General features: G+C 61.7%; 24 protein-coding genes. 13 read left to right on the top strand and 11 right to left on the bottom strand.

The genetic code is table 11. The features are described from left to right. The first annotated feature begins 81 nt into the window (after positions 1 to 81). Together recO and ACQCST_RS11125 are read left to right on the top strand one after the other, a co-directional pair. Positions 82 to 834: a DNA repair protein RecO gene (gene recO, locus ACQCST_RS11130; RefSeq protein ID WP_426995847.1), complete on the top strand. Its 753-nt coding sequence runs from the start codon at positions 82 to 84 to the stop codon at positions 832 to 834. A 2-nt stretch (positions 835 to 836) separates the two neighbouring features. Next, the gene (locus ACQCST_RS11125) at positions 837 to 1,697 is read left to right on the top strand and encodes an isoprenyl transferase (RefSeq protein ID WP_426995846.1); all 861 of its coding nucleotides are present in this window, start codon (positions 837 to 839) and stop codon (positions 1,695 to 1,697) included. On the opposite strand, the gene ACQCST_RS11120 is transcribed toward ACQCST_RS11125, so the two are convergent. Genes ACQCST_RS11120 through ACQCST_RS11110 form a run of 3 tightly spaced genes read right to left on the bottom strand, consistent with a single transcriptional unit; the run spans position 1,685 to position 5,517 of the window. Then, complete coding sequence (locus ACQCST_RS11120; protein ID WP_426995845.1) at positions 1,685 to 2,782, bottom strand: alpha/beta hydrolase; 1,098 nt, start codon at positions 2,780 to 2,782, stop codon at positions 1,685 to 1,687. The two genes, ACQCST_RS11125 and ACQCST_RS11120, sit on opposite strands and share 13 nt — an antisense overlap. Then, positions 2,779 to 3,846 (bottom strand): alpha/beta hydrolase, encoded by a 1,068-nt coding sequence (locus ACQCST_RS11115; RefSeq protein ID WP_426995844.1) that lies wholly within the window; start codon positions 3,844 to 3,846, stop codon positions 2,779 to 2,781. Before ACQCST_RS11115 ends, ACQCST_RS11120 begins: the two co-directional genes overlap by 4 nt. A gap of 27 nt (positions 3,847 to 3,873) precedes the next feature. Then, a complete protein-coding gene (locus ACQCST_RS11110; protein ID WP_426995843.1) occupies positions 3,874 to 5,517 on the bottom strand; it encodes an FAD-binding dehydrogenase in 1,644 nt (547 codons plus the stop codon). 165 nt (positions 5,518 to 5,682) lie between these two features. Here ACQCST_RS11110 and ACQCST_RS11105 point away from each other — a divergent pair, with 165 nt between their 5' ends. Next, the gene (locus ACQCST_RS11105; protein WP_426995842.1) at positions 5,683 to 6,756 is read left to right on the top strand and encodes a quinone-dependent dihydroorotate dehydrogenase; all 1,074 of its coding nucleotides are present in this window, start codon (positions 5,683 to 5,685) and stop codon (positions 6,754 to 6,756) included. Positions 6,757 to 6,874: 118 nt separating this feature from the next. On the opposite strand, the gene ACQCST_RS11100 is transcribed toward ACQCST_RS11105, so the two are convergent. Further along, complete coding sequence (locus tag ACQCST_RS11100) at positions 6,875 to 7,474, bottom strand: DUF3043 domain-containing protein (protein ID WP_426999157.1); 600 nt, start codon at positions 7,472 to 7,474, stop codon at positions 6,875 to 6,877. A 129-nt stretch (positions 7,475 to 7,603) separates the two neighbouring features. Here ACQCST_RS11100 and ACQCST_RS11095 point away from each other — a divergent pair, with 129 nt between their 5' ends. The 5 genes from ACQCST_RS11095 (at position 7,604) to ACQCST_RS11075 (ending at position 12,800) form a co-directional block, all read left to right on the top strand. Beyond that, a complete protein-coding gene (locus ACQCST_RS11095; RefSeq protein WP_426995841.1) occupies positions 7,604 to 9,034 on the top strand; it encodes a dipeptidase in 1,431 nt (476 codons plus the stop codon). A gap of 180 nt (positions 9,035 to 9,214) precedes the next feature. Continuing rightward, the gene (locus ACQCST_RS11090) at positions 9,215 to 9,604 is read left to right on the top strand and encodes a HesB/IscA family protein (RefSeq protein ID WP_426995840.1); all 390 of its coding nucleotides are present in this window, start codon (positions 9,215 to 9,217) and stop codon (positions 9,602 to 9,604) included. Between the two features lie 193 nt (positions 9,605 to 9,797). Next, positions 9,798 to 10,670: a cytochrome c oxidase subunit II gene (gene coxB / locus ACQCST_RS11085; protein WP_426995839.1), complete on the top strand. Its 873-nt coding sequence runs from the start codon at positions 9,798 to 9,800 to the stop codon at positions 10,668 to 10,670. Positions 10,671 to 10,680: 10 nt separating this feature from the next. Further along, positions 10,681 to 12,402 carry a cytochrome c oxidase subunit I gene (ctaD, locus tag ACQCST_RS11080; RefSeq protein ID WP_426995838.1) on the top strand — a complete coding sequence of 574 codons (1,722 nt, stop codon included), beginning with the start codon at positions 10,681 to 10,683 and terminating at the stop codon, positions 12,400 to 12,402. Continuing rightward, positions 12,399 to 12,800: a cytochrome c oxidase subunit 4 gene (locus tag ACQCST_RS11075; RefSeq protein WP_426995837.1), complete on the top strand. Its 402-nt coding sequence runs from the start codon at positions 12,399 to 12,401 to the stop codon at positions 12,798 to 12,800. Before ctaD ends, ACQCST_RS11075 begins: the two co-directional genes overlap by 4 nt. 120 nt (positions 12,801 to 12,920) lie before the next feature. Here ACQCST_RS11075 and ACQCST_RS11070 read toward each other — a convergent pair whose 3' ends face one another. Further along, positions 12,921 to 13,244 (bottom strand): HPr family phosphocarrier protein, encoded by a 324-nt coding sequence (locus tag ACQCST_RS11070; protein WP_426999156.1) that lies wholly within the window; start codon positions 13,242 to 13,244, stop codon positions 12,921 to 12,923. Positions 13,245 to 13,410: 166 nt separating this feature from the next. Between ACQCST_RS11070 and ACQCST_RS11065 the strand changes: the two genes are divergently transcribed. Then, on the top strand, positions 13,411 to 14,202 hold the full coding sequence (locus tag ACQCST_RS11065) for a GntR family transcriptional regulator (RefSeq protein ID WP_426995836.1): 792 nt from the start codon (positions 13,411 to 13,413) through the stop codon (positions 14,200 to 14,202). 75 nt (positions 14,203 to 14,277) lie between these two features. Here ACQCST_RS11065 and ACQCST_RS11060 read toward each other — a convergent pair whose 3' ends face one another. The 4 genes from ACQCST_RS11060 to ACQCST_RS11045 form a co-directional block, all read right to left on the bottom strand. After that, entirely contained in the window at positions 14,278 to 15,957 is a 1,680-nt protein-coding gene (locus ACQCST_RS11060) for a cytochrome b (RefSeq protein WP_426995835.1), read from the bottom strand. Next, positions 15,935 to 17,005: a Rieske 2Fe-2S domain-containing protein gene (locus ACQCST_RS11055; RefSeq protein WP_426995834.1), complete on the bottom strand. Its 1,071-nt coding sequence runs from the start codon at positions 17,003 to 17,005 to the stop codon at positions 15,935 to 15,937. Before ACQCST_RS11055 ends, ACQCST_RS11060 begins: the two co-directional genes overlap by 23 nt. 103 nt (positions 17,006 to 17,108) lie before the next feature. Continuing rightward, on the bottom strand, positions 17,109 to 17,897 hold the full coding sequence (locus tag ACQCST_RS11050) for a c-type cytochrome (protein WP_426995833.1): 789 nt from the start codon (positions 17,895 to 17,897) through the stop codon (positions 17,109 to 17,111). 87 nt (positions 17,898 to 17,984) lie between these two features. Beyond that, positions 17,985 to 18,659, bottom strand: a complete 675-nt coding sequence (locus ACQCST_RS11045) for a cytochrome c oxidase subunit 3 (RefSeq protein ID WP_426995832.1) — start codon at positions 18,657 to 18,659, stop codon at positions 17,985 to 17,987. A gap of 112 nt (positions 18,660 to 18,771) precedes the next feature. Here ACQCST_RS11045 and trpD point away from each other — a divergent pair, with 112 nt between their 5' ends. Next, a complete protein-coding gene (gene trpD / locus ACQCST_RS11040) occupies positions 18,772 to 19,830 on the top strand; it encodes an anthranilate phosphoribosyltransferase (RefSeq protein WP_426995831.1) in 1,059 nt (352 codons plus the stop codon). A gap of 87 nt (positions 19,831 to 19,917) precedes the next feature. On the opposite strand, the gene ACQCST_RS11035 is transcribed toward trpD, so the two are convergent. After that, entirely contained in the window at positions 19,918 to 20,196 is a 279-nt protein-coding gene (locus ACQCST_RS11035; protein WP_426995830.1) for an Lrp/AsnC family transcriptional regulator, read from the bottom strand. A gap of 73 nt (positions 20,197 to 20,269) precedes the next feature. Further along, positions 20,270 to 20,692 (bottom strand): DUF3054 domain-containing protein, encoded by a 423-nt coding sequence (locus tag ACQCST_RS11030; RefSeq protein ID WP_426995829.1) that lies wholly within the window; start codon positions 20,690 to 20,692, stop codon positions 20,270 to 20,272. Between the two features lie 576 nt (positions 20,693 to 21,268). Between ACQCST_RS11030 and ACQCST_RS11025 the strand changes: the two genes are divergently transcribed. Genes ACQCST_RS11025 through ACQCST_RS11015 form a run of 3 tightly spaced genes read left to right on the top strand, consistent with a single transcriptional unit; the run spans position 21,269 to position 24,309 of the window. Further along, a complete protein-coding gene (locus ACQCST_RS11025; protein WP_426995828.1) occupies positions 21,269 to 22,474 on the top strand; it encodes a type III polyketide synthase in 1,206 nt (401 codons plus the stop codon). Between the two features lie 7 nt (positions 22,475 to 22,481). Beyond that, entirely contained in the window at positions 22,482 to 23,183 is a 702-nt protein-coding gene (locus ACQCST_RS11020) for a class I SAM-dependent methyltransferase (protein ID WP_426995827.1), read from the top strand. Next, positions 23,158 to 24,309: an FAD-dependent oxidoreductase gene (locus ACQCST_RS11015; RefSeq protein ID WP_426995826.1), complete on the top strand. Its 1,152-nt coding sequence runs from the start codon at positions 23,158 to 23,160 to the stop codon at positions 24,307 to 24,309. The genes ACQCST_RS11020 and ACQCST_RS11015 overlap by 26 nt, the downstream gene beginning before the upstream one ends. Positions 24,310 to 24,322 lie beyond the last annotated feature (13 nt).

Here is a 24,322-nt window from a genome sequence, read left to right as displayed (position 1 = left end):
GCGTCGGGCGGTGCCGCCGGAAATTCCGGCGGCACCGCTGGGTCAAGTCCGCTTTCCCGAAAGACAGTGCGAAGATTAACCGTGGTCCAACAATCATTTGCTGCTCGCGCCTACCGCGATGACGCCGTGGTGCTGCGCACGCATAAACTTGGGGAAGCGGACCGCATTATCACGCTTCTGACCAAGCATCACGGGCAAGTCCGTGCTGTGGCCAAGGGTGTGCGCCGCACGAGCAGCCGCTTCGGCGCCCGTCTGGAGCCATTTATGGTCGCTGACCTGCAACTTATTTCCGGCCGGACGCTGGACATCGTCACGCAGGCTGTGGCGAAAGGCGCGTACGGCGGTAACATCGCTGCCGACTACGGCCGTTATACCGTGGCGGCAGCCATGACGGAGACCGCCGAAAAGCTTACGGATGTCGACGGTGAAGCCGGAACCGCACAGTACAACCTGCTGGTGGGCGCGCTTGCATCCTTGAGCCGCGGTGATCACAGTTCTGAGCTGATCCTTGATTCGTATCTCCTGAGGGCGCTTGCCACTGGCGGCTGGGCGCCGAGTTTCACAGACTGCGCCAGGTGCGGAGCCGCCGGGCCGCACACCGCTTTCTCCGCCCCTCTCGGCGGTATGGTCTGTTCTGATTGCCGCCCGCCCGGGTCGCCCGCGCCGGCAGCTGAAACAGTTCTCCTGCTTGGCGCGCTTTTGACCGGGGACTGGACGACGGCCGATTCCTCACTTCCGGCCCACCGCAGGGAGGCCGCCGGCCTGGTGGCCGTCTACCTGCAATGGCATCTTGAACGTGTCCTGAAATCCCTTAAACATGTGGAGCGTACCTGACTGTGGCCTTGGGAAAAAAGAACCCTCCATCACGGCAGCGAACTGCGCCTGTCACAGCGCCGTACCCCCATCCTTCGGGCGCCGTAGCACCGGTGATTCCTGCCGAGTTTGTTCCCAGGCACGTGGCGATCGTGATGGACGGCAACGGGCGCTGGGCCAATCAGCGTGGCCTGCCCCGGATCGAGGGCCACAAAGCAGGCGAACCGGCACTGCTGGACGTGGTGGCCGGTGCCATCGAGCTGGGCATCAAATACGTCAGTGTGTACGCGTTCTCCACCGAAAACTGGCGGCGCTCACCCGAAGAGGTGCGCTTTCTGATGGGTTTTAACAAGGATGTGCTGCGTCGCCAGAGAAACCAGCTGGACGAGTGGGGTGTGCGCGTGCGGTGGTCCGGACGCCGTCCCAGGCTGTGGGGTTCCGTGATCCGGGAGCTCGAAGAGGCAGAGGAATACACGGCAGGCAACAGCACCTGCACGTTGACCATGTGTGTTAATTACGGCGGCAGGGCAGAGATCGCAGATGCTGTGTCCGCAATCGCGGTGGAGGTCGCCGCCGGCCGTCTCAAGCCCGGGGCCATCACAGAGAAGACCATCCAGAAGTATCTGGACGAACCGGATCTTCCGGACGTGGACCTCTTCCTGCGGAGCTCCGGAGAGCAGCGGCTATCCAACTTTATGCTGTGGCAGTCCGCCTATGCAGAGTTCGTGTTTATGGATACGCTGTGGCCCGACGTCGATCGCCGGACGCTGTGGGATGCAGTGGAAGTCTATGCCCAGCGGGATCGGCGTTATGGCGGTGCAGTGGACGCAGCGCCTGCCGGCCCGGCGATTATCCAGGGGAGTCCGGGCAGTCAGCCCGGGTAGGACCGCAGCCAGATGGTGAGATCCCGGTAGGCCTCGTGGCGGATTCTACTGCGTGAAAGAAAGACGTCGTGGATGGCACCGGGATAGCGGAATACGGCCGTCCGGCGTCCCAGCCGCAGCGCGCGGCGCGCGGTCTCCTCGACGTCAATAACGGCGTCAACGTGCATCAGCTCGGCGGACCACTCACTTTGGATCCGTGTCCGGCCTGACAACATCACCAATACCGGTGCATCGATTGACAGACGGCGTTCCACCGCCGTGTGTCCGGCGAGGACTGCTTTGCTCCAACCCGCCCGTATGGGGAATGACGCCCTCGGCCGCCACCTGTGGTCCAGAGCCCACTCCCCGTGGGCTTCACTGCTCACGCTTTGCCAGTAGCCGGGCATCTCCGGAAAACGGAAGGGCCGCTTTGGATCGGTTCTGGCCAGCGGTTCCACCACGTGGGCGGCGATGTTGCGGATCAGGCTGCTGCCTTGAAGCTCAAGCCACGGTGCATTCAGCACCAGGGTTCCCAGTTCGCCGGGATTCCGGTCGGCCCACAATGCAGCTATCAGGCCACCCAGTGAATGGGCGAGCAGATGGATGGTCGGTGCGGCTCCGTTGCCGGTAATGCTGGCCACATCGTTGCGGATCGCCTGGAGCGCCGCACCCATGTCCTGGTCATAGACGGCAAGATCGGTGGTGTAGCCAGGCGTCTGCCCTTCCTTCAGGCTCCGGCCGAATTTCCTCAGGTCCAGAGCGTAAAAGTGAAATCCTGCAGCGCCCAGATGCCGGGCCAATTCCGTCTGCAGGAAGTAGTCGGCCCAGCCATGCAGGTACAGCACCACGTTCGCAGGGGCGTCAGCGGAATCCCGCAGACTGCTCGCTGCGGGCGAAGAACGGAGCCCGCGGGCAATGAGCTCCCTGGGGCCCTGAAAGAACCCGGCACGCCGACGCGGAACCGGTGCGACTGGCGGGACGTACCGGACCAGTGTTGCGCAGACATCGCCTTCCTCGTCCGGGTCCATGGGCAGTTCACGGAATTCGAACCCTGCACCCAGGAAGTCCGGTTGCCAGAGCGGCTGTGTTGCCTCCAGTGAGGTCATGGGGTGCCGCCAACTTCAGGGCCGGCATAGCCACGGATCCACCGTGAAAGGCGCGCGTAGGCATCAGTCCGGACGGCGGGAGCCGAGAGGAAAACATCGTGCAGGGCCCCGTCAATACGCTCCAGGGTGACGGTACGGCCCAAGGTCAATGCACGAAGGGCGATGATGTTGACGTCCAAGACGGCATCAGTCCGTCGCATGGCCTCCGTCCAGAACGGTCCGTTGGCGCTGGCGCCGGACAGCAGAACCAGGATGGGGATATCGATCCGGAGTCCGCGGGCAACTTTTGAATGCCCGGCCAGGACCGCGCTCAGCCAGCCGGCCCGGACGGGGAATGCCATGGGCGGCCGGTAAGTGTCATCCAGTGCCCATTCCCCCTCCGCGGAGCTGCTGATGCTCCGCCAGTAGAATCCGCGTTCCGGAAGCCGCAGAATGGCTTCCGGCCGGAACCGTGCGATCGGTTCGACCATGCTCCACGCAGCCCGCCGGACCAGCGAATTTCCGTGCATCTCCAGCCATGGGCTGTCCAGCACCAGTTGCGAGGCTGCGCCGGGATGGCGGCTTACCCAGAGAGCCGCGACGAGGCCACCCGTGGAGTGCCCCATCAGAGTCAAGAGGGGAGCGGCCGCGATGTCGGGCGAGGCAGGACGGCCGGCCGTCAGGCCCGGCAGGCTTCCGCCGTCGTCGTCGTCGTCGGACCCGACTCCCATGATGCTGATTGCCTTGTTGATTTCGGCGTCGTAGTCTTCAAGGTCGGCCACGTAGCCGCCGTGAGTATCCGGCCGGAGACTCCGGCCGTGGTTGTGCATGTCCAGGGCATAGAATTCGAATCCGTTGCGGGCCCAGAAACGGGCCAGTTCCACGTTGAAGAAGTAATCGCTCCAGCCATGCAGGAACAGGACGACCCGGCGGCGGCCAGCCGGCGGCGGGAACACCGCGGCGCCATCGCCCGGGCCCGGGACGTGACGCACCAGGGTGGCCGTGCGTTCCACGCCGTCGTCAGCCGTTGCGCGGAAAGCGCACGATTCGAATCCAACTCCGAGTATGTCCGTCTGCCATTTCATGTAATCAGCCTAGATAACGTATACAAGCTAGACGGCCGCTGATGCTGCCCGCCCGGCGGTGCGGCCGGAGAACAGGCAACCGCCAAGGAAGGTCCCTTCAAGGGCACGGTAGCCGTGGATTCCGCCGCCGCCAAAGCCTGCGGCCTCGCCAGCGGCAAACAGCCCGCCCACAGCGTGGCCTGCGGCATCAAGGACCCGCGACTCCAGATCCGTGTGAAGGCCACCCAGGCTCTTCCGCGTGAGTACGGAAAGCCTTACTGCAAGCAGGGGGCCGTGAGCGGGATCCGTCAGCCGGTGCGGCGGCACCACGCGCATCACCTTGTCAGTGGTAAATCTCCGCGCCGCGCGGATGGCAGCTAACTGCGGATCCTTGCCAAAGCCGCTGGACACCTGCAGATCCCTGGAGCGGATCAGGCGGTCAAGCTCAGTGCCATCGATCAGGCCGTCGCCTGTGAGTCCGTTCATCTTTGCGGCCAACGCTGCTGTGGTGTCGGCCTGCAGGAAGTCCACTCCCTGGTCCAGGAAGCGCTGGACGGGGGAGTCCGCGCCGGGTTTGAGCCGCCCGGCCAGCAACCTGATGTCCTTTCCTGTCAGATCAGGATTCTGTTCCGAACCGGAGAGCGCGAATTCCTTCAGGGCAATAGTCTTGTTCAGGACAAACCATGAGTAGTCATGACCGGTGCCCAGGATATGACGCAGCGCACCCAGCGAATCGAACCCCGGGAACAGGGGCGGTGGCAGGAGCCGTCCCGTGGCGTCGAGCCACATCGACGATGGCCCGGGCAGGATCCTGATTCCGTGATGCGGCCACACCGGCGCATAGTTATGGATGCCTTCGGGATAGTGCCACATCCGGTCGCCGTTGATGAGCCGGCCGCCTGCTTGCTCCACGGCCGGCAGGAACAACCCGTCCACGGAGGCCGGTACGCCGCTGAGCATCCGTTCCGGCGCACCCCCGCCTGGCCACTGGGTTCTGACCGAGTCATGGTTGCCGCCTATTCCCCCGGTAGTCACTACCACCGCAGCAGCGGACGCCTCAAATCCGCCGGTCACGCGGCGCGTGGATCGTTCGCCGCGTTCGGCGCTGCTTGGCTCGAGCACCTCACCCGCCACACCCGTGACCCGGGCTGCTGTCGTTACCAGGCCGGTGGCTCTGTGCCGGAAATGAAAGGCCACCCGCCCGGCAGCCACGCCTTCATGAAGTTCGTCGAGGAACGGCGCAACCAGGGCGGGCCCGGTGCCCCACGTCACATGGAACCGGGGTACGGTATTTCCGTGGCCGTCCGGACCATATCCCCCACGTTCGGCCCACTGGACCAGCGGGAACATACCAACGCCAAGCGCTTTCAGCCATGAGCGTTTCTCACCGGCTGCGAAATGGACATATGCCGCTGCCCAGTCCTGCGCGTGGGCGTCCTCGGGCCGGTCAAAGGCTGCAGACGCCATCCAGTCGGCAAGCGCCAGCTCTTCGCTGTCCCTGACTCCAAGCCGCCGCTGTTCCGGCGAATCCACTAGGAAAAGTCCGGCGAAGGACCAGTGTGCCTGCCCGCCCACAGACGCTTCCGGCTCCTGGTCAAGGATCGCAACAGTTTTTCCCGCCGCATATGCTTCTGCGGCGGCCACCAATCCGGACAGTCCGGCGCCGACCACAAGAACATCGCTTCGAATCATTCGTTCCAACCTCCGTGAGCACCGTCTTCGCTGGTCATGGTTCATGCTATCGCTTCGCTGCTACCCGCCAGTAGGTATGTGCACGGCGCCATCGATCGGCGTTATTCTTCCGGGTTGTTTCGGCCCTGGTTTGGTCTGCACCGTCGAACGCGGAAAACTAGAGGCATGCGCGTATATCCCACTTTCTTCAGGCTTGCCTTTTCTTGGATGGACGCCGAACGCGCCCACAAGATCGGTTTCAAAGGCGTCAGGTTGGCCCACAAATCAGGAGCCGGCCGGCTCCTGGAACTATTCACAGCGCCCGCGTCGTCCCTTGAGACAACGGCATTCGGGCTGACGTTTCCGTCGCCGTTCGGCCTGGCCGCCGGATTCGACAAGGAGGGCCACGGAATTGAAGCCCTGGCCCAGCTGGGTTTCGGCCATGTGGAGGTCGGAACCATTACCGGCCAGGCGCAGCCCGGCAATGAAAAACCACGGCTCTTCCGGCTCATTGAGGACCATGCGGTTATTAACCGCATGGGGTTCAACAACGACGGCGCCTCGTCAGTAGCCCCGCGTCTCAAGTCCGCGCGTGCAGCCTTGCAGCGCAGACACCCCGGGGTCCGTCCAGTGATCGGGGTGAACATCGGCAAGAGCAAAGTGGTCGCGCTTGAAGACGCGGTGGAGGACTACCTGGTCAGCGCACGAACGCTTGCTCCGGCGGCCGACTATCTTGTGGTCAACGTCAGTTCGCCCAATACGCCCGGCCTGCGACTTCTGCAGAACGTCGAAACACTTCGACCGCTTCTGAAGGCTGTGGGCGAAGCAGCCAATACGGCAGCGGGTCGCACGGTCCCGTTGCTGGTCAAGATCGCCCCCGATCTGAGCGACGAAGACATCGATGACGTTGCGCGGCTGGCATTGGACCTGAAGCTCGACGGCATCATCGCCACCAACACCACCATTGGCCGGACGGGGCTGAAGTCAGGCCAGGGAATGGTTGAAGCCTGCGGAGCAGGCGGACTGTCCGGAGCGCCGCTGAAACTCCGTTCCCTCGAGGTGCTCAAAAAGCTGAAGGCCATTACAGGCGACCGGCTCACCCTGGTCTCCGTCGGGGGAGTGGAATCTGCCCGCGATGTGCAGGAAAGGCTTGAAGCCGGGGCAACCCTTGTGCAGGGGTACACGGCTTTTCTCTATGAGGGCCCCTTCTGGGCGGCCAGGATTAACCGGCAGTTGGCAAAACTGCGCAGGGAGGTCTGAGCCGGCATTGAGCGCATCCGGACAGCAACAAGCCCCCGGCCGTTGACGTCGGGGGCATATTGCTGTCAGGCGTAGTGCCGGGCGCCAAGCCCGGCGAGAGGTCTCTAGAGTGGAAGAATCAGGACGGAAATTCGCCGCGCTTTACCTGCGGCTTGGGCAGGCGCAGGCGACGGAACTGGAGAGCACGCATGGAGCCGTACCAGACCGTGCCGCGTTCAACATCGCCGAATTTCTCCGTAAGCCTCTTCCGCAGTTTGCGGGACAGTACAAACACGTCCACAAACACCGCCAGGAACATCACCCAGAATCCACCCAGAACATAGATCATCTGTTCGCTGCTGGCCGGAACAAGCAGCGAGATGATGACAAATACCAGGGCGCCGAACATCAGGTATTCGCCCAGGCTGAAGCGTGCGTCCACGTAGACGCGGACAAATCGCTTCTGCGGACCTTTGTCGCGGAGCGGCAGGAATTTTTCATCGCCGGTATCCAGGGCCTGACGCATCTTTTGCCTCTGATCCTGGATGGCCACGCGCTCGGCTGCTTTCGAGGCCTTGCGGTCTTCAGGCACAAGCGGCCGCTTACGTGCGGCTTCCTGGGCCTTGCGCTTGGGCGTGGGCGCGCCCTTGCCGATGGCTTCCTGAAGGGCGGCTGCCTCGGCGGCCTGCTGGTCAACGATGTCCTGCGCCGATGGCGCTTCTTTTTTACGTCCAAACACCACTAAAGAATACCTTGCGGCAGCTGGCAGTCGGTTTTGCGACTCTACACGCAGGACCCCGCCAGGTACGACGCCTAAACGCAGCACAGTCTGTTTGCTGTGGTTCCCGGCAAAGGTAGTGTTTTCGGCATGACTCCATCGCCCGCGGGGACCCCGCAAAACAGCAATGGCACCAGCAGCGTCATCAACGCCGATGCTCTCCGGCGTGCCGTCGACGATTCTTTCGGCGCCACAGTCGGGCTGCTCAAGGACCTAGTGAGCATCCCAGGCATCGCCTGGCCCAGTTTTGACCCAGCTGAGCTGGACCGCAGCGCAGCTGCCGTTGCTGAGCTGGTACGCGCCGCGGGTATTGAGGATGTCCGGATCCTGCGTTGCGATAAGGAAGACGGCACACCCGGCGGACCGGCTGTTGTGGGCCGCCGCGAAGCAGCCGATGGCCGGCCGACAATCCTCCTGTATGCCCATCACGACGTCCAGCCGCCGGGCAACACTGCCCTGTGGGAGACGGAGCCATTTACCGCCGTCGAACGCAATGGCCGGCTTTTCGGCCGCGGCGCTGCGGACGACAAGGCCGGAATCATGGCGCATCTGGCGGCCTATTCAGCGGTGACCAAAGCATTGGGCGATGAACTTGGTCTTGGCGTGACGTTCTTCTTTGAAGGGGAGGAGGAGGCCGGATCGCCGACCTTCCGAAAATTCCTGGAAACCCACCGCGAGCTGCTCTATGCGGACGTGATTGTGGTTGCCGACTCCAGCAACTGGAAGGTCGGTGTGCCTGCGTTGACCACCAGCCTCCGGGGTCTGGTGGACGGAACCATCGAGGTCAGGGTCCTTGACCACGCTGTCCACTCGGGGATGTTCGGCGGTCCGGTGCTCGACGCACCAACGCTACTCTCCCGCCTGATAGCCACACTGCACGACGACGACGGCAACGTCGCTGTGGCAGGTCTCGTTGGCAGGGACGACGTCAGCGTTGACCTGACAGAAGCCGCGTTCCGGGCGGATGCCTCCGTCCTTCCCGGGGTGCGGCTGGCCGGAACCGGTTCCCTCGCGTCACGTCTCTGGACCAAGCCAGCCCTGTCGATCATCGGCTTCGATGCTCCGGCGGTTGACGTCGCTTCGAACACGCTTTTACCTACTGCACGTGCCAAGTTCAGCCTGCGCCTTGCTCCCGGGCAGGACCCGGCAGAGGCGATGGCAGCCGTCCGGGAGCATGTTGAGTCGAACGCACCATTCGGCGCGACGGTGGTTTTTACGCCAGGGGAGAGCGGCAACGCCTTCCTCACCGATACGGCTTCCGCGGCAGCAGGAATGGCCATGTGGGCGCTGGGAGAAGCCTGGGGCGTTCCGGCCGTGGAAATGGGAATCGGCGGTTCCATCCCGTTTATCGCAGACCTCACCGAGCTTTATCCCGATGTCCAGATCCTGGTCACCGGCGTGGAAGATCCCGATTCCCGGGCGCACAGTGCCAATGAGTCCCTTCATCTGGAGGACTTCCGGAACGCAGTAGTGGCTGAGGCACTACTTCTCGCCAGGCTGAATCTTGAAGGGCTCCGCTGATCTGTCGCCTCCTAGTTTCCATGGCGGCCGCGGGGAACAACCCCGGGACGTCCATGGTTACGTCAGGAGTTAGAGCTATACGTCCGACCGACGTAGCATGTAGCTATAGCCCATACCGAATTCGTAAGGGCGGGCCCCGCTCACGCGGAGCCGCCAGGACCGTCGTAAGAAGGTAGGCCAATGAGCACTACAACCAATGAAAACAGCACCGGCACCACGAGCGCAGCCAGCGAAGAGCTGGCAGCCCACGAGGTCAAGCTCACGGATGTCGCTGCAGGCAAGGTACGCAGCCTTCTGGAGCAGGAGGGCCGCACCGATCTGCGGCTCCGCGTTGCCGTCCAGCCGGGCGGATGTTCCGGCCTGATCTACCAGCTCTATTTTGATGAGCGCATTCTCGACGGCGACGCCGTCCGGGACTACGACGGTGTTGAAGTTGTGGTGGACAAGATGAGCGTTCCCTACCTCAGCGGTGCCAGCATCGATTTCGAGGACACCATCGCCAAGCAGGGCTTCACCATCGACAACCCGAATGCCGGCGGTTCCTGCGCCTGCGGCGATTCGTTCCACTGACCGGGCCGCATTCCACAAGGCCGCTGCTGCGCTGCGCCCGGCTTCCGGTGAGAACCGCTGCCGAGCCACGGTGCCGACATGTGGGAGAAACGCCCGGGGGAGCGGTAAGCTCTACACCGAGTAGTAAAACTTTTAGTGTGCCCGGGAAGCCATAGGCAGTCCGGGCTCCAGCAACAAGTAGGAAGGGCCGTCTGTGAGTTCGCAGAACCGAACCGGCAGCCGACGCAAAACGATCACTTCGATCTCAGGCATGGCAGTAGCCGGCGCGTTGGTTTTGACTGGATGTTCGCCAGAGGTAGAGAAGGGGTGGCTGCCCACCGAGCGTGGCACCACCAATCACACGGACCGGATCATGGACCTCTGGGTCAACTCATGGATTGCCGCACTTGTTGTTGGCATCATCACTTGGGGATTGATCGTCTGGTGCCTTGTCGCCTACCGCCGGCGCAAGGGGACCAAGGGTTTCCCGAAACAGACCAGCTTCAATCTCCCGCTCGAAGTCTTCTATCTGACCATCCCGCTTTTTATGGTGCTGGTCTTCTTCTACTTCACCGACCGGGACCAGCAGGCCATCGATGACCGCTCACAGCCGGCCGACGTCGTAGTTGATGTCCGGGGAAAGCAGTGGGCTTGGGACTTCAACTACAAAAAGGGCCAGGTCATCACCGAAGACCTGCACGAGGCCGGTGTCCAGGCTCACCTGACAGGCAATGCCGTGGACAAGGAAAAACTACCGACGCTCTACCTTCCGGTCAACAAGTCCGTGGACTTGGAACTGAACGCACGCGACGTGATCCATTCCTTCTGGGTTCCGGCTTTCCTGCAGAAGCGGGACATCATCCCGGGCAAGACCAACTACATCAGGTTCACGCCCACAAAAGAGGGCACCTACGACGGCAAGTGCGCTGAACTCTGCGGTGAGTACCACTCCGAAATGCTGTTCCGCGTCAAGGTTGTCTCCGAGTCCGAATTCCAGGACCACATGGACAAGCTGCAGCGGGACGGCAACACGGGCCTGCTCGGCAAAGAGTACGACCGCAACCCGAACCTGAACGAAAACAAGTAAGGGGAGCGACGTGGCTACTTACACTCAATCCGCCGGGGTCCTCGGGACACCCGTAGTGCCTAAATCCAAGGGACGCATCGTCGTCAACTGGATCACTTCCACCGACCACAAGACCATCGGGTACATGTACCTGATCGCGTCGTTTGTGTTCTTCTGCTTCGGCGGCGTGATGGCTTTGCTCATCCGCGCCGAGCTTTTCGAGCCGGGCATGCAGATCCTGCAGACCAAGGAACAGTACAACCAGCTTTTCACCATGCACGGTACGGTGATGCTGCTGATGTTTGCTACGCCGCTGTTCGCGGGGTTCGCCAACGTGATCATGCCACTTCAGATCGGCGCACCTGACGTCGCCTTCCCGCGGTTGAACGCTCTTGCTTTCTGGTTCTTCCTCTTTGGCTCCACTATCGCGGTGTCCGGTTTTATCACGCCCCAGGGGGCCGCATCATTCGGCTGGTTCGCTTATGCGCCACTGAACAACACCACGTTCACCCCCGGCATCGGTGGAGACCTGTGGGTCTTCGGCCTGGCGCTGTCCGGCTTCGGCACCATTCTCGGCGCCGTCAACTTCATCACCACAATCATCTGCATGCGGGCTCCGGGCATGACCATGTGGCGTATGCCGATCTTCACCTGGAACACGCTGGTGACGGCAATCCTGGTCCTCATGGCGTTCCCGCCGCTGGCAGCAGCGCTGTTTGCACTCGGCGCCGACCGGCGATTCGGTGCACATATCTTTGACCCTGAGAACGGTGGTGCAGTTCTCTGGCAGCACCTCTTCTGGTTCTTCGGCCACCCCGAGGTCTACATCATCGCCTTGCCGTTCTTCGGCATTGTGTCCGAAATCTTCCCGGTCTTCAGTCGGAAACCGATCTTCGGCTACAAGGGCCTTGTCTACGCGACCATCGCCATTGCGGCACTGTCGGTGACGGTGTGGGCCCACCACATGTACGTGACCGGCTCGGTGCTGCTGCCGTTCTTCGCCTTTATGACCATGTTGATCGCTGTTCCCACAGGCGTGAAGTTCTTCAACTGGATCGGGACGCTGTGGCGGGGGTCGCTGACGTTCGAGACCCCCATGCTTTGGAGCCTCGGCTTCCTGGTCACCTTCCTCTTCGGTGGCCTCACCGGCATCATTCTGGCCTCGCCGCCCCTGGACTTCCACGTCTCTGACTCCTACTTCGTTGTTGCACACTTCCACTACGTGGTATTCGGTACTGTGGTGTTCGCCATGTTTGCAGGCTTCTATTTCTGGTGGCCCAAATGGACCGGCAAGATGCTCAATGAGCGGCTTGGCAAGATCCACTTCTGGCTGCTGTTCCTCGGCTTCCACGGTACCTTCCTCATTCAGCACTGGCTGGGCGTTGAAGGCATGCCCCGCCGCTATGCCGACTACATGCCGCAGGATAACTTCACGTGGATGAACCAGTTCTCCACCATCTCCTCATTCGTACTGGGCGCCTCTCTGATTCCGTTCTTCTGGAACGTCTACATCACCTGGCGCAGCAACGAAAGAGTGGAAGTTGACGATCCTTGGGGTTTCGGAGCCTCCTTGGAATGGGCGACGTCCTGTCCGCCGCCGCGACATAACTTCACCTCGCTTCCGCGTATCCGTTCGGAGCGTCCGGCTCTGGACCTGCATCACCCCGAGCTCTCCCAGTCGCACACAGCTCAGTCTCCGGAACCGGCAGCAGCCCTGCTCGGTAACGCCGATCAGAAGGACTCTCCCAAGTGAAGATCGAATCATGGATTTTTGGAGCCGGAGCCTTCTTCTTTGTACCGGTAGCCCTGATTTACGGGTACTTGAATAACTGGCATGAGTGGGTTGGTACCTTGGGTATCCTGCTGGTGGGCGGTCTGGCCGGCATGATCGGCGGGTACCTCGGATTCACCGGCAAACGCGTCGGGATGCGTCCTGAGGACCGCAGCGACGCCGAGATCCACGAAGGTGCCGGCGAACAGGGTCACTTCAGCCCCTGGAGCTGGTGGCCGATGTTTCTGGGCCTGTCCTGCGCAGCAGGGTTCCTGGGCATGGCGGTAGGCTTCTGGATCGTTTATATTGCCGGCGGCATGGCGGCAGTTGCTCTGGTTGGCTGGGTTTTTGAGTACAGCCGCGGTGACCACGCTCACTAGCAATCGGCAAGACTTGCACGACGGCGGGTCCCACCTTTCTGGTGGGGCCCGCTTTGTTGTGTCCAGATCTGACACACGCATGGCAACCGGGCATTGGCAGCACCAACCCGAGGACGGGCGTCACACGGCGCTGTCCGCATGTGTGCGCCCATCAGCCGGTGTTCCGGCTTCCAACAGGAGGCAGAGGCGCAGGAGGACAGTCTCAGCGTCCGCGTGGCTGTAGCCAGCCGGAATCTGGGTTTCCCCGACGGCCAGCTCCACTTCGCAGCCGTGGTGAAAGTCCGCTGTCATGACCTCCAACAGAGACCGTGCATCCACCGGGTCCCTACCTGCTTTGCGGATGGTGACGGGCAACCCGGATTCCGTGACCGCTCTCACGAACTTCGCTGCCGGACGGGCGTGCAGACCAATGGACGCCCAAACAATTGCCTTGCGAACTGGCAACATAACTCCTCTGATCAAACGGCCCGCGCCGTCGTTATCCACTTTCCTGGTCAAGCCTATCCGTGTGTTCCTTCACGCAGCCACACGAGGATGTGGGGGTGGTCTAGACCTGTGCTGGATTTGGCCTAGGCTTGGGATGTGAACAGAACCCCAGACAGGGAACGCCATGGCAGCTGATGCTTCGGCCGTGGCCGGTGAAATCACCAGAGACAGCGGAACACCCATCTACGTCCAGCTCCGGGAATTTCTCCGCGCGTACATTGCATCATCGTGTCCGCCAGGATCGGCGCTACCGTCCGAACGGGACCTGTCCGAACGATTCGGCTTGGCGAGAATGACGGTCCGGCAGGCCATTGATGCACTCGTGGGCGAGGAAATCATTGAACGTGTTGTGGGCCTGGGGACGTTCGTCCGTAAGCCCAAACTGGATCTCCAGGTGAAGCTGACGTCCTACAGCGAAGAAATGCAGCGCCGCGGCATGGTCCCTGCTGCCAAGGTTCTTAGTTTTGAGCAGATAGCCGCCAGTGCCTTTCTTGCCCGCGAGCTTCAACTCGAGGAAGGTACACCGCTGGTCCGGTTTCGCCGGCTTCTGTTGGCAGACGGCGAGCCCATGAGCGTCGATGAGAACTTCATTCCTGCCCACCGGGTGCCGGGACTATTGGACAGCGGGCCACCGGCATCCCTCTACAACGTCCTGAGCGAACGCTTCGGTCTGGTGATGGAGTGGGGCGAGGACATGATCGAAGCCACCGCGGCTTCTCCCTCCACAGCGAGACTGCTGAACGTCGACGTCGGCGCGCCCTTACTTAAAATTCAGCGCCACGCGTTCGTGGCCAGGGCAATGGTGGACTACTCCGTTTCCTACTATCGTGCTGACCGGTACAAACTCTGGGTCCCGCTCCAGCGCCCTGGCGCCCGTTCCGCACGGAACAGCGGCGCGGGATATCGCAACCGGTAGAAGGCGCGCATCACAAAGCAGAAGGGCCCGATCCGCATGGACCGGGCCCTTCTGCTTTGGCATTCCTGGGCTGCGCTAGTGGCTAAGGCTCTTGCTGTCCTCAGCGGCTTCTACTGACTCAGGTTGAACATGGTGACCATGTCCGGCCTCGAGCTCAGCCGGAGTGGCCGGGGCCACCCGGTCCTCGAAGAACCATTTGGAGAGGGCAGCACGCTGTTTCTCCTTCCGGGTGACTATTCCGTGGTCGTTAGGCACCGCAGGAAGCGGGGCCGGTGACTCGAAGCCAACGAGTTTGTAGCGCTTGTACTCGTCAAGCGGTGCATGGACTTCGATGAATTCACCGTGGGGAAGCCGCACAATACGGCCCGTTTCTCGGCCATGGAGGGCGATTTCGCGGTCCTTGCGTTGCAGTGCGAGTGCCACCCTTCTGGTCACGGCAAAGGCAATGACCGGACCGATGAAGAACAGTGTGCGCAACCAGTAAGTGACGTCGTTCAGCGACACATGGAAATGTGTGGCGATGAGGTCAGATCCGGCGGCCGCCCACATAACGCAGTACCAGGTGAACCCTGCCACGCCAATCGCCGTGCGGGTGGGCGCGTTGCGGGGCCGGTCCAGGACGTGGTGCTCACGGTTGTCTTTGGTGATCCAGCGTTCGATCCACGGATACATAAAGAGAACGGTGAAGATGATGCCTGCGGGCACGAGTGCCGGGAGCAAGACATTCAACGTCAGGACATGCCCGAAGATCACGTATTCGAAGTGGAAATCACCGATCACACCCGGCATCAGGCGCAACGCCCCGTCAACGAATCCGATGTACCAGTCAGGCTGCGTACCGGCGGACACGGGAGAGGGATCGTAAGGGCCGTAGTTCCAGATGGGGTTGATCGTGAAGAACCCGGCCATCAGGGCGATGACACCGAAGACGATGAAAAAGAATCCACCGGCCTTTGCAGCATAAACCGGGCCGAGCGGGTAGCCCACAACGTTGCCGTCGTTGCGGCCCGGACCGGGGTACTGGGTGTGCTTGTGAACGACCACCATAAAGAGGTGCACAACTATCATCAGCAGAATCAGTGCGGGGACCAGCAGAATGTGCAGCATGTACAGACGGCCGATGATCATAGTGCCCGGGAACTCCCCGCCGAAGAGGAAGAAGGAGATGTAGGTGCCGATCACCGGGATGGCCTTGATCACGCCATCAATGATGCGAAGTCCGTTACCGGACAGCAGGTCGTCAGGAAGCGAGTATCCGGTGAAACCTTCAGCCATGGCCAGGATCAGCAGGACCCCGCCTACAACCCAGTTCATTTCACGGGGCTTGCGGAACGCACCGGTGAAGAAGACCCGGAGCATGTGAACGCCGATTGACGCCACGAAGAGCAGAGCCGCCCAGTGATGCACCTGGCGCATGAACAGGCCGCCGCGGACATCAAAGGAGATGTTCAGCGAGGAACTGAAAGCGGCGGACATTTCGACGTTTCTCAGCGGGGTGTACGAACCCGCATAGTGGGTTTCCACCATGGACGGGTCATAGAAAAATGTCAGGAAAGTGCCGGTCATCAGCAGGATGACGAAGGAGTACAGCGCCACCTCACCGAACATGAAGGACCAGTGGTCCGGAAATACCTTACGCCCGAATTCGCGGAGGATGCCGGAGCCGCCGACGCGCTCGTCAACAAAATCAGTGATGCGCCCGGCTTTAGTCTTGGCGACGAATCCGGGGGCTTCAGCTGTTGATGTTGCGGTCATGCTCATCACGCTCCCAGTAACTCGGTCCTACAGGTTCGTTGAAGTCGCTGGTGGCGACAAGATAACCCTCGGCATCGATTGCGATCGGAAGCTGGGGGAGGGCACGGCTGGCCGGCCCGAAGATGACCTTGCATTCGTTGGTGAGATCGAAGGTCGACTGGTGGCACGGACACAGCAGGTGGTGCGTCTGCTGCTCATACAGAGCAACCGGGCAGCCAACGTGGGTGCAGATTTTGGAGTAGGCAACGATGCCGTTGTAGCTCCAGTCCTCGCGCCCTGCGGAAGGTCGCAATGAAGCAGGATCCAGGCGCATGAGCAGCACAACGGCCTTGGCCTTTTCGTTCAGCTTGCCTTCGTGCAGCTCGTTGAGGCCTTCAGGTATGACGTGGAAGGCGGAGCCAAGCGTAACGTCAGATGCCTTGATGGGTGTTCCGTCCGGGTCCCGGGTCAGGCGCTTCAGTTTCCCGTTCTGGGGGGCCCACATGGTGTGTGCCAATTTGTCATCCGGGCGCGGTCCGAGGTCGCCGAACACGGCAAGTGCCGGTAAAGGCGCCAGCGCGACGGCGCCCAGTAGGGTGTTGCGGATCAGCGGACGGCGCTTGATGCCGGTTTCCTCGACGATGTCGTCAACGATCCGCACGGCGGCCTGACGGTCATCTTCGGTGCGGATGGCGTGACGCTCTTCCGAAACTTCATGATCCGGCATGAGCGCCTTGGCCCAGTGCACAATACCCGTGCCAATGCCCAGCATGGCGAAAGCGGTGCCGATGCCTAGCAGAGCATTCTGCAGACGGATGGTGGCAATGCTTGAATCCGCACCGAGATCAATGGCGAAGTACGCCACCAGAAAGATCAGGGTGCCGACAACCGAGCTGCCAAAAAGTAAGGCAACCTGCCGTTCTGCTCGTTTTGCGGCCCTAGGGTCCGTGTCGGCCAGGCGCAAACGATGCGGAGGAAGTCCAGGATCCTGGAACTTCTCCACCTCATTCTGACCAGCCGTAGCTACGGTGCCCGAGTGGCTCGGACTGCCGTCACTATGGTTGCCCATAATTCGCCTCATCCTTCTCTCGTCCCGGCGTCTGCCGAGTTAGTTTTCAATACCAAAACTGCTGTCGGATCAGCAGAAGTTCTTAACAGCTTCTGGCTGGCGCCTAGGACGTCCTTGATGTCAGCCAGATGGTGAAGGCAATGATGACGCCCAGCCCGGCGATCCACACGAACAGGCCCTCCGAAACGGGGCCCAGGGCACCGAGATCAGCGCCGCCGGGGGAACCGTTGGCTTCGATCTGCTTCAGGAAGCTGATGATGTCACGCTTGCCCTCAGGAGAGACGTTTGCGTCGTTGAAGACCGGCATGTTCTGAGGACCGGACACCATCGCTTCGTAAATGTGCTTTCCGGATACATCTGCAAGAGCCGGCGCAAATTTCCCACGGGTCAGTGCACCGCCGGCTGCAGCCGCGTTGTGGCACATAGCGCAGTTCACCCTGAACAATTCGCCGCCAGCGGCGGCGTCGCCCTTCCCGTCGAGGAGACCCTCTTCGGGAATGGACGGACCAGCGCCAAGCGAGGCAACGTAGGCGGCAAGCTGGTGGGTCTGGGCGTCATTGAACTGGGCGGGCTTCTGGTATGCCTGCGGGCCGTTCATCTGCATGGGCATACGGCCGGTACCAACCTGGAAGTCAACAGCGGCAGCGCCGACGCCGACCAGCGAGGGGCCGGCCTGCGATCCGCTGGCACCCATGCCGTGGCAAGTGGCGCAGTTGGCGGCGAAAAGCTTGCCGCCTTCTTCCGCGTCATTTGCGCTGAAGCTGGTAGTGCTGGCTTTGGCCTGGTTGACGGTGGTGGCAACGGCGTACAGCCCACCAGTGACGAGGAGTCCCATCAAGAGCAGCGCAATTACTGCAAGTGGGTGACGCCGCTTCTGCGAGAGTGCCTTCACGTGGTGGTTCCTTTATTCGATCTTGCGTCGGCTCCGGGAGCCGCTTCTTGAAATTCTGCCGCTTGTAGAAAAAGAGTCAAGTCTTGACTACTTGAGGACGTAGATGACCAGGAAAAGGCCGATCCACACAACGTCCACAAAGTGCCAGTAGTACGAGGTGACAATCGCGGACGTAGCTTCGAAATGTCCGAACTTCTTAGCGGCGAATGAGCGGCCGATGATGAACAGGAAAGCGATGAGGCCGCCGATGACGTGCAGTCCGTGGAAGCCTGTGGTCATGTAGAAGGCGGAACCATACGCGTTTGAGGAGAGCGATACGTGCTCAGAGACGAGCATGGCATATTCCGTGGCTTGTCCGGCGACGAAGACGGAACCCATGATGAACGTCAGGGTGAACCACTCGTTCATTCCCCAGCGGCTGAACTGGAAAGGGCCGCCGCTTCTGCGTGGTTCCAGCCGTTCGGCGGCGAAGACGCCCATCTGGCAAGCAAAAGAGCTGGATACGAGGACAATCGTGTTGGCGAGCGCAAAGGGGAAGGTGAGCTTGGCTGACTCCTCGGCCCACATCTGTCCGGACGTCGAACGGAGTGTGAAGTACATGGCGAAGAGACCGGCGAAGAACATCAACTCACTGGACAGCCAGACTACGGTTCCAACAGAAACCATATTGGGGCGGTTCAGCGTGGGGTGCGCCGGGGTACTGGGGGCATGGGTCGCAGATGTCACATAGACATTATGTCTATAAAAGTCCGTCCTGCCCAATGCGAACCGCCTTTTGCCGGGACTTTTTCTACAAAGACGCGAAATCGCACGGAAAAGTTCCCATGACCGTTCGCATTGGCGATAACGGCTCCGGCCTCGATAGCATCAAGAGGTGACTCAGCCGACATCCACGCCAGTGGCAGGCAACACCTGGCCGCAGCTTATCTCCGCACTGATTGACGGCCATGACCTGACAGCAGACCGTACGGAATGGGCGATGAACACCATCATGTCCGGGGCGGCAACCCCAGCTCAGATCGCGGGCTTCCTGGTAGCACTGCGCTCGAAGGGCGAGACGATTGAGGAACTTTCGGGCTTAGTGGTGGCCATGCTCAGCAATGCCAATCCGATCACCATTTCCGGCGAAAAGCTGGACATCGTCGGAACCGGTGGCGACCAGCTGAACACCGTCAACATTTCGACCATGGCCGCGCTTGTCTGCGCTGGCGCAGGCGCAAAGGTGGTCAAACACGGGAACCGGGCGTCGTCGTCGTCGTCGGGTTCGGCGGATGTTCTCGAAGCGCTCGGGGTAAGGCTGGACCTGCCCATTGAACGGGTGGCACGGAACGCCGAGGAAGCCGGCATTACCTTTTGCTTTGCCCAGGTCTTCCACCCCTCATTCCGGCACACGGCGGTACCGCGGCGCGAACTCGCCATTCCCACGGCCTTCAATTTTCTCGGTCCCATGACGAACCCGGCCAAGGTCCAGGCATCAGCCGTCGGCGTGGCCAACGCCAGGATGGCGCCGCTGGTGGCAGGCGTTCTTGCCCGGCGGGGGAGCAGGGGGCTGGTTTTCCGCGGAAATGACGGGCTTGATGAGTTGACCACCACCGCTGACTCCACAGTGTGGGAGATCCGGGAGGGTCAGGTCACCGAGAGTGCATTTTCACCGGCAGGGCTGGGACTCCGTCCGGCGACGGTGGAAGAACTTCGTGGCGGAGACGCTGCGGCGAATGCCGCCGTCGTCCGGGACGTTCTGGCAGGCAGTCCGGGAGCCGCACGCGATGCGGTGCTGTTGAATGCGGCAGCCGGACTGGTGGCGTTTGATCTGGCCGCGGCGGGAACCTTGATGGAGCGTATGCGCCTAGCCTTCGCGCGGGCAGAGGAATCGGTAGATTCCGGCGCGGCCGCGGGCGTCTTGGCGAAATGGGTTGCCCTGACCCAGATCTAGAAGTCAAGGTCGCCCAGGTCCAGTATTCAAGGTGGCAGCCCCCGTTGTTGCCGGCCTGTGCTCATGGATCCTTGACCGCCGTCGAGCCTATTCAAACCCCAAGGCAAAAGCTGCGTCCAGGTCATGCTGGGAATAGGCGCGGAACGCGATGTGCGTGGTGGTGTGGACTACCGCCGGGACCTTGGACAGCCGGTCCGCGATGACGTCTGCAAGTTCGTCATGCTGTGCCACCCGGGCAACGGCTATGAGGTCCCATTCCCCAGTCACGGAGTAGACCTCGCTGATGCCCTGTATGGCGGAGATTTCCTCGGCGGTTTCGGGGATGCGCGAGGCATCTGTCTTGATCAGGACGAAAGCGGTGATCACTGTAAATCCTTCCGGATCTGTTGCGCCGCTGCAGCGGCCAGCGCGACTGGGTCAATGGTGCCAGCCTAGTACATCAGCCGGTCCGTCGGCGCTCCCTCTGCTTCTTCTGCAACCGTAGAAAACCAGCCAGCAAAAGCCGGTATCCGATGAGGGACACACCCAGGCTAAGCAGCGCAACGATGACAAACGGCAGCACCACAGTCTGAGCGGTAAGTGCCCGCAGAATCATCCCTCCGGTCACCGCACCAAGCCAGACCGCGATGCCCGCAGGCCGCGGCGCAAGCGGCGCATTCCAGAGCCGGAACACGAGCCACGCAACCGCCGCCCCTGTAAGGAATGGCCAGGCGGTCAGCAAAACGCCGGAGATCACGTCACCGCGGGCGTGCGCGTCCCGTCCGATGGCTGCGAACACCAGAATGAGTGCGACGTCGGCGGACCCGGCGACTGCACGGGGAATCAGGCTGGGTCTGGTGGGAGGAGTCGTATTCGAAGGCATGCAATCGAGCCTAGCCGCACCTTGTTGTGCGCCGCCAAAACGCCGAGACTTGGTGCCAGGACCGAAGGATGGCAGCCATGCCGCTGTGCCGCAACCGGAAGGACACTCCGTGCAGCTCATCCAAATTGCCCAGCATGCCAGTGATCTGGACCGTGCCGCGGGTGCAGAGGAAAACTGCTCCCTGTAGGTCAGGGCGCCTGGAGCAATGTCACGTCCGGCACAAGTCTCGGACGCCGCCGCAGCGTGACCCATGCCTCAACTGTACTGAGACGAAACGGGCGGATGCCTTAATTGAAGTGAGACACGCCGTGCCAACGCCGTGACTGCAATGAGACAAAAACGGCCACTGCATCATCTGTAATGAGACTGCGTCAACTTAGATGAGACAGGACACATGGCGTGCGGTTCCGACGGTCGTCCTATTCTGCAGATTCTGCAATTTGATTACTTCTACTTTACATAATGTAGATTATCGGCGTTTGAAACTGCCTGAGAGTGGATCCTTGGAATCGGGAGAAATCCCTATCGGCCGTGGGGCCCATTGTCTTATGCGCGCCGCTCGCCAAGAATGAAGCAATGACGGTTTACCTGCGGTCACTCGAGACAGCTGTCCCTCCAACAGTGCTGATACAGACCGAAGCGCGTGATGTATTTGGTGCACAGCCCGGACTCACCAGACTGGGCCAACGGCTGGTGAGTACTTGTTTTGATTCAGCGGCCATAGACACGAGATACACCGCCGTCCGTGAACTGTCACGGGACTACCGCTCGGATGATCCGCAGTTTTTCGATCCGACCACAGGGCTCCTGCTAAACCCCAGCACAAAAGTACGCAACGACATATTCGGCCGGGAGGCCACCAAGCTGTTCGTCGAGGCCGCAGGCGCAGCGGTGTCCGCCTGTCCAGGCATCAACCCACTTGACATAACTCACCTCATTACGGTGTCCTGCACCGGCTTTTTCAATCCTGGGCCCGACTACAAAATTGTCCGGGCTCTGGGCCTGAACCCCGCGGTGCAGCGGTATCATCTCGGCTTTATGGGATGCTACGCCGCATTTCCGGCGCTCCGGGCCGCCAAGTCGTTCTGCGAGGCCGACCCCGATGCGGTGGTGCTGGTGGTGTGCGCCGAGCTCTGCTCCCTTCACGTGCGCACGTCCAACGATCCGGATACCATCATGGGCTCGGCTCTGTTTGCAGACGGCGCCGCGGCGGCCGTGATCACTGCCCGTGAAATCCCGGAAGGCCCGGCACTCATGCGGCTGGACCACTTCGAAACGGTCCTGACACCGGTCGGCGAAGAATCAATGGCCTGGAATATCGGTGATCACGGCTTTGAAATGGTCTTGGGAAATTATGTGCCGCACATCATCGACGAGCACATTGTGGGCGCCCTGCAGCCACTGCTTTCGCGTGAGATATCGCTCCTGGACCTCCCCTACCGGGATATCCGGCACTGGGCCATCCATCCCGGGGGCCGCAGCATCCTGGACAAGGTCCAGAACCGGCTGGATCTGACGGATCAGCAGTTGTTGCCCGCCCGGCAAACGCTTCGCGACTTCGGCAACATGAGCAGCGCCACTGTCCTCTTTGTGCTGAAAAACATTCTTGAGCTACCGGCTGACGACGGAGACGAGATGATCTGTTCGATGGCATTCGGCCCGGGCCTGACGGTGGAGACGGGCCTCTTTACCAAAATCCGGCAGCCCCCGGAGGGGATTCCGGCCGGTGTATCTAATCGGCTCACGCAAGTCACCGGACCGGCCGCATCCGCGTTGACCTGATCCGGACATGCACTTTTTGCGCGAACGCGCGGCCAGCGCCGTCGAACAGATGGACAGTCCGGATTGCGATCCGGACCGGCTGGACCGCACGTACGCCCAATTTTCCCTCGTGAACGGCGTCGTGTCCGGATGGCGGCGGATCTACCAGCAGAAGCTTCTGCCGCTGCTGTCGGCCGGCTCAGCCATCTCCCTGCTGGACATCGGTTGTGGCAGTGGCGATCTTCCCGTGATGCTCGCGCGCAGGGCTGCCCGGGACGGCCTCCGCCTGGAGATCACGGCTATCGATCCGGACGCGCGCGCCTTCCGGTTTGCGATGGCCAGGCCCGCCCTTCCGGGGTTGGCGTTCCGGCAGGCGCTGAGTTCGGATCTGGTCCGTGAGGGCCGGACCTTCGACGTCGTGATGTCCAACCACGTCCTTCACCACCTCAGCCAGCCTGAGCTGCAGGGCTTCCTCGCTGACTCGGTGGTGCTCTGCCGCGGGTCCGTGCTGCACAATGACCTGCGCCGAAGCGCGGCCGCCTACGCCCTCTTCTCCGTCGGTTCGCTGCCGTTGCGGGGTTCGTTCATCCGCGAGGACGGACTCACGTCCATCCGGCGCAGCTACACCACGAAGGAGCTGGAGGCTGCCGTTCCCCCAGGCTGGCTGGCTGAACGCCACTCCCCCTTCCACCAGCTGCTGATGTATGGCTCCAAGCACCACAGTGGTTGACGTCGTCATCGTTGGGGGCGGACCGGTAGGCCTCTATATTGCTGCCCTCCTGCTGCAGAACGGGGTCAGCGTCCGCATTCTTGAGCAGCGGCTCACTAGGAACCCGCATTCCCGGGCCATTGGCATCCACCCGCCCGCACTCGCTGCGCTGGATCAAGCGGGCGTCGCCCAGCCCTTGATCGCCGACGGCGTGGCCATCCGGCGCGGCATCGCCGTCAGCGGCGGGAAGCAGCTCGCCGAGATGCCCTTCGCGAGTGTTTCTCCCCGTTTCCCGTTTGTGCTTTCTGTCCCGCAGACCCGCACGGAGGCCGTTCTGGAGCGGCGGGTCCTCGCACTGGATGCTGACGCTCTGCTGCGCGGTGCCCGGGTCATGGACATGCACGACGACGGCGGCAGGGTCACGTTTGACGTCGCGTCCGCAGAAGGGAACCGGAAGCTATCCGGAACCCTCGCCATCGGCGCGGATGGTTCCAGATCGACGGTGCGTTCCCTTCTCGGAATAGCGGCAACTGTCAAGGAATATCCGGACCACTACGTGATGGGCGATTTTCACGACTCCAGCGGATATGGCGATGACGCTGCCTTATTCCTGGAAGGCGCCGGGATTGTTGAGTCGTTTCCGTTGCCCGGCAGCGTGCGTCGGTGGGTGGTCAGGCTGGACCGGGCACTTCAAGCGGCCGACGCAACCCGGCTGGCCGGGTTGGTGCAGGAACGCACCGGGGTTTCAGTTGAATCCGGAACAAACACCATGCTCAGCAGGTTCAGCGTCCGCTCATGCACGTCACGGAGCATGGTACTCGGCAGAACTGCGCTCATCGGCGATGCCGCCCATGAGATCAGCCCGATAGGCGGCCAGGGCATGAATCTTGGCTGGCTCGACGCCGCGGAACTCGCTCCGCTCATCATCGGTGCACTGGCCGGGCTCCCGGTGGGACAAGGACTCAGGAGCTTTGACTGCGAGCGGCGGCAGGCCGCGGCCCGGGCTGTCTGGCAATCCGAAGTCAATATGATGCTCGGCCGCCCGCTGCCGCACACACTCCTGACTGCCAGAAACATTGGAATCCGGCGGCTGGCTGATATTCCAGCCGTCAATAGGCTTATTGCCCGGCGGTTCACCATGCAATAACCCGGGCGGCTGC

This window comes from Pseudarthrobacter sp. N5, from assembly GCF_050157035.1.
Taxonomy (GTDB): domain Bacteria; phylum Actinomycetota; class Actinomycetes; order Actinomycetales; family Micrococcaceae; genus Arthrobacter.
This window is presented reverse-complemented; position numbering and strand designations above follow the sequence as displayed.

Bases quoted from the DNA above. Each gene is read 5' to 3' on its own strand.
- ACQCST_RS11110 (WP_426995843.1), bottom strand. From the start codon at position 5,517: ATGATTCGAAGCGATGTTCTTGTGGTCGGCGCCGGACTGTCCGGATTG.
- ACQCST_RS11115 (WP_426995844.1), bottom strand. From the start codon at position 3,846: ATGAAATGGCAGACGGACATACTCGGAGTTGGATTCGAATCGTGCGCT.
- ACQCST_RS11020 (WP_426995827.1), top strand. From the start codon at position 22,482: ATGCACTTTTTGCGCGAACGCGCGGCCAGCGCCGTCGAACAGATGGAC.
- ACQCST_RS11055 (WP_426995834.1), bottom strand. From the start codon at position 17,005: ATGGGCAACCATAGTGACGGCAGTCCGAGCCACTCGGGCACCGTAGCT.
- ACQCST_RS11060 (WP_426995835.1), bottom strand. From the start codon at position 15,957: ATGACCGCAACATCAACAGCTGAAGCCCCCGGATTCGTCGCCAAGACT.
- ACQCST_RS11090 (WP_426995840.1), top strand. From the start codon at position 9,215: ATGAGCACTACAACCAATGAAAACAGCACCGGCACCACGAGCGCAGCC.
- ACQCST_RS11015 (WP_426995826.1), top strand. From the start codon at position 23,158: ATGGCTCCAAGCACCACAGTGGTTGACGTCGTCATCGTTGGGGGCGGA.
- ACQCST_RS11105 (WP_426995842.1), top strand. From the start codon at position 5,683: ATGCGCGTATATCCCACTTTCTTCAGGCTTGCCTTTTCTTGGATGGAC.
- ACQCST_RS11120 (WP_426995845.1), bottom strand. From the start codon at position 2,782: ATGACCTCACTGGAGGCAACACAGCCGCTCTGGCAACCGGACTTCCTG.
- ACQCST_RS11065 (WP_426995836.1), top strand. From the start codon at position 13,411: ATGGCAGCTGATGCTTCGGCCGTGGCCGGTGAAATCACCAGAGACAGC.
- ACQCST_RS11030 (WP_426995829.1), bottom strand. From the start codon at position 20,692: ATGCCTTCGAATACGACTCCTCCCACCAGACCCAGCCTGATTCCCCGT.
- ACQCST_RS11095 (WP_426995841.1), top strand. From the start codon at position 7,604: ATGACTCCATCGCCCGCGGGGACCCCGCAAAACAGCAATGGCACCAGC.
- ACQCST_RS11025 (WP_426995828.1), top strand. From the start codon at position 21,269: ATGACGGTTTACCTGCGGTCACTCGAGACAGCTGTCCCTCCAACAGTG.